Raw genomic sequence first — 2,348 nt, 5'->3', positions numbered from 1 at the left:
GCCGTCACGGCCGCCGTCGCCCGCGCCCAGGCGGTGCCAGGCGTGCGCGTCTCCACCGGCGGCTACTGGACAGGCCGCGTGGACGACAACCGCGCCTGGCAATCGGCGCAGCAGGTCACGCTGCGCGGCGGCGACGGCGCCGCGCTGCTCGAACTCGTCGGCGCGCTGCAGGCGCAGGGCCTCGCCACCTCCGCGCTGCACTGGCAGCTGACGCGGGAGACGCAGCGCACCGCGCGGGAGGAGGCGTCGCGCCTGGCGCTCGATGCGCTGCGCCGGCGGGCGCAGGCGGTCGCCGAGCAGCTCGGACTGCAGCTGGTCGGGCTGAAGGAGGTGCGGATCGACGTGCCGGAGCGCGGCCCGCGTCCCTTCGCCGCACCGATGGCTGCCTCCGCGCGCGGCCCCGCCGCCGCGCCGCCGCCGGTCGCGATGGCGGAGGACATCCCGGTGATGGCTACGGTGCAGGCGGTGGCGATCCTGCGCCCGCGCTGATCAGACGCCGCGCAGGAACGGGTTCGACCTTCGCTCCTCGCCGAAGGTCGAGCCCGGCCCGTGGCCGCAGAGGAAGCGCATCTCGTCGCCGAGCGGCAGCAGCTTGCCCTCGATCGCGGCGATCAGCGCGTCGTGGTCGCCATAGGGAAAGTCGGTCCGCCCGATCGAGCCGCGGAACAGCACGTCGCCCACCACGGCGAAGCCGAGATCGCGCGAGGCGAAGACGAGATGCCCCGGTGTGTGTCCCGGGCAATGCAGCACCTCGAAATCCTGGCCGGCGATCGACACCGTTTCGCCCTCGGCCAGCCAGCGGTCGGGCGTGGCGTCGGCCATGCCGTCGAGCCCGTATTCCGCCGCCTGCGCCGCGATGCCCTTGAGCAGGAATTCGTCGCGTCGGTCGGGCCCCTCGATCGGCACGGCGGCACCCTGTCGGGCTTCCAGCGCCCGCTTCAGCTCCGCGGCACCCCCGGCGTGGTCGAGGTGGCCATGGGTGAGCAGGATGCGCTCCACGGTGAATCGGGCGCGGTCCAGCGCGGCGAGGATCCGCGGCACGTCGCCGCCGGGGTCGATCACGACGCCCCTCGACGTCTCCGCGTCCCAGATCAGGGCGCAATTCTGCTGGAAGGGGGTGACGGCGACCTGGGCGGCCTGGATTCTCGCCATGCCGCCGGAGTGGCGCGTCAGTGACGGCGCGTCAATGCCGACCGGCTTCGGAGACGCGCCCTGAGGCGACCGGCTCGCGGGAGAGGCGCACGAAGACCTGCCGGCATTCCTCCGCCGTGGCGCCGGCGACTGCGCCTTCGGCCAGCGCCGCGCGGCTCCACATCCAGGACCGCACCGGGTCGTGGCGCATGCTCCAGTCCGGAAACAGCCGCGCCGCCGCGTCGCCGCACCAGAGCAGCGCGACCTCGACATGTCGGTCGTCGCGCAGGATGCGGGCGAAGGTCGCGGTCACCTTCGCGCGCGGCCCCTCCAGCAGCTGCATGAAGAGGTCGTGACGACAGATCAGCGTGCCGGTGATGTCGTCACGGCCATTGCGGTATCGCGCCACCGCCAGGATGTCCTCCAGCGCGCCGTCGTGAAAGCCGAAGGGACGGGAGGCGTAGATCAGCTGCACCACGCGCATTGGCGTGTCTCCGAGGGAGGCCGGCTGCTTACACCCGATCAGCGGCGGAGGAACAGCTTTTCCAGCTCCACCTTGCCCAACCGGATGAAGGTCGGGCGGCCATGGCTGCAGGTCGCGGCGCGCGGCGTCGCCTCCATCTGGCGCAGCAACGCCGCCATCTCCGCCGACGTCAGCCGCCGCCCGGCGCGGATCGAGCCGTGGCAGGCGAGCCGCGCCACGGCCGCATCCAGCCGGTCGGCCAGCGCCAGCGCCTCGCCGCTCTCGGCCAGTTCCTCGGCGAGGTCGGCGAGCAGCGGCGCGGGATCGGGATTGCCGAGCAGCGCGGGCAGCGCGCGCACCAGCACCGCGCCGGGCCCGAAGCCCTCGATCTCGAGGCCGAGCCGCGCCAACGCATCCGCCGCATCGAGCAGCCGCGCGACGGCGCCTTGCGGCATCTCGACGACGGCCGGCAGCAACAGCGGCTGCGCGCGCACGCCGCCCCCATCCAACTGCGCCTTCAGCGCCTCATGCGTCAGCCGCTCATGCGCGGCGTGCTGGTCCACCAGCACCAGCGCGCCGTCCGGCGCCTCGGCCAGCACATAGGTCGAGAGGAGCTGCGCGAAGGGACGGCCGAGCGGGCCTTCGTCGGCCGGTGGCGGTGGCTCGGGCTGCGGCGCCGCGATGGGCGCCGGCGCGAAGCCGAGCGGCAGCCGCGGCGCCGGCGGGCGGAAGGGCGTGGGCTGCGGACGGAAGA

Annotated in this window: 3 protein-coding genes and 1 pseudogene; 1 reads left to right on the top strand and 3 read right to left on the bottom strand. The window is 74.0% G+C overall.

Annotated elements, in window-relative coordinates; genetic code table 11:
• On the top strand, window positions 1–489 hold a 489-nt coding region (locus L2I40_RS22025), incomplete at its 5' end, for an SIMPL domain-containing protein (protein WP_237217421.1).
• Here L2I40_RS22025 and L2I40_RS22020 read toward each other — a convergent pair.
• From L2I40_RS22020 to L2I40_RS22010, 3 genes and pseudogenes are all read right to left on the bottom strand, one after another.
• Window positions 490–1,152 carry an MBL fold metallo-hydrolase gene (locus L2I40_RS22020; RefSeq protein WP_237217419.1) on the bottom strand — a complete coding sequence of 221 codons (663 nt, stop codon included), beginning with the start codon at window positions 1,150–1,152 and terminating at the stop codon, window positions 490–492.
• 31 nt (window positions 1,153–1,183) lie between these two features.
• Complete coding sequence (locus tag L2I40_RS22015) at window positions 1,184–1,615, bottom strand: BLUF domain-containing protein (RefSeq protein WP_237217417.1); 432 nt, start codon at window positions 1,613–1,615, stop codon at window positions 1,184–1,186.
• A 38-nt stretch (window positions 1,616–1,653) separates the two neighbouring features.
• Window positions 1,654–2,348, bottom strand: a pseudogene (locus tag L2I40_RS22010) (DNA mismatch repair endonuclease MutL); the annotation flags it as partial.

Origin of the sequence: Falsiroseomonas oryziterrae (genome assembly GCF_021864505.1) — a bacterium.
Classification (GTDB): Bacteria; Pseudomonadota; Alphaproteobacteria; order Acetobacterales; family Acetobacteraceae; genus Falsiroseomonas; species Falsiroseomonas oryziterrae.
Note: the sequence above shows the minus strand (reverse complement) of the source record. Positions and strands in the feature narration are given on the sequence as shown.

Excerpts from the sequence above, each read along its gene's own strand:
- L2I40_RS22020 (WP_237217419.1), bottom strand. The coding sequence starts at position 1,152 with ATGGCGAGAATCCAGGCCGCCCAGGTCGCCGTCACCCCCTTCCAGCAG.
- L2I40_RS22015 (WP_237217417.1), bottom strand. The coding sequence starts at position 1,615 with ATGCGCGTGGTGCAGCTGATCTACGCCTCCCGTCCCTTCGGCTTTCAC.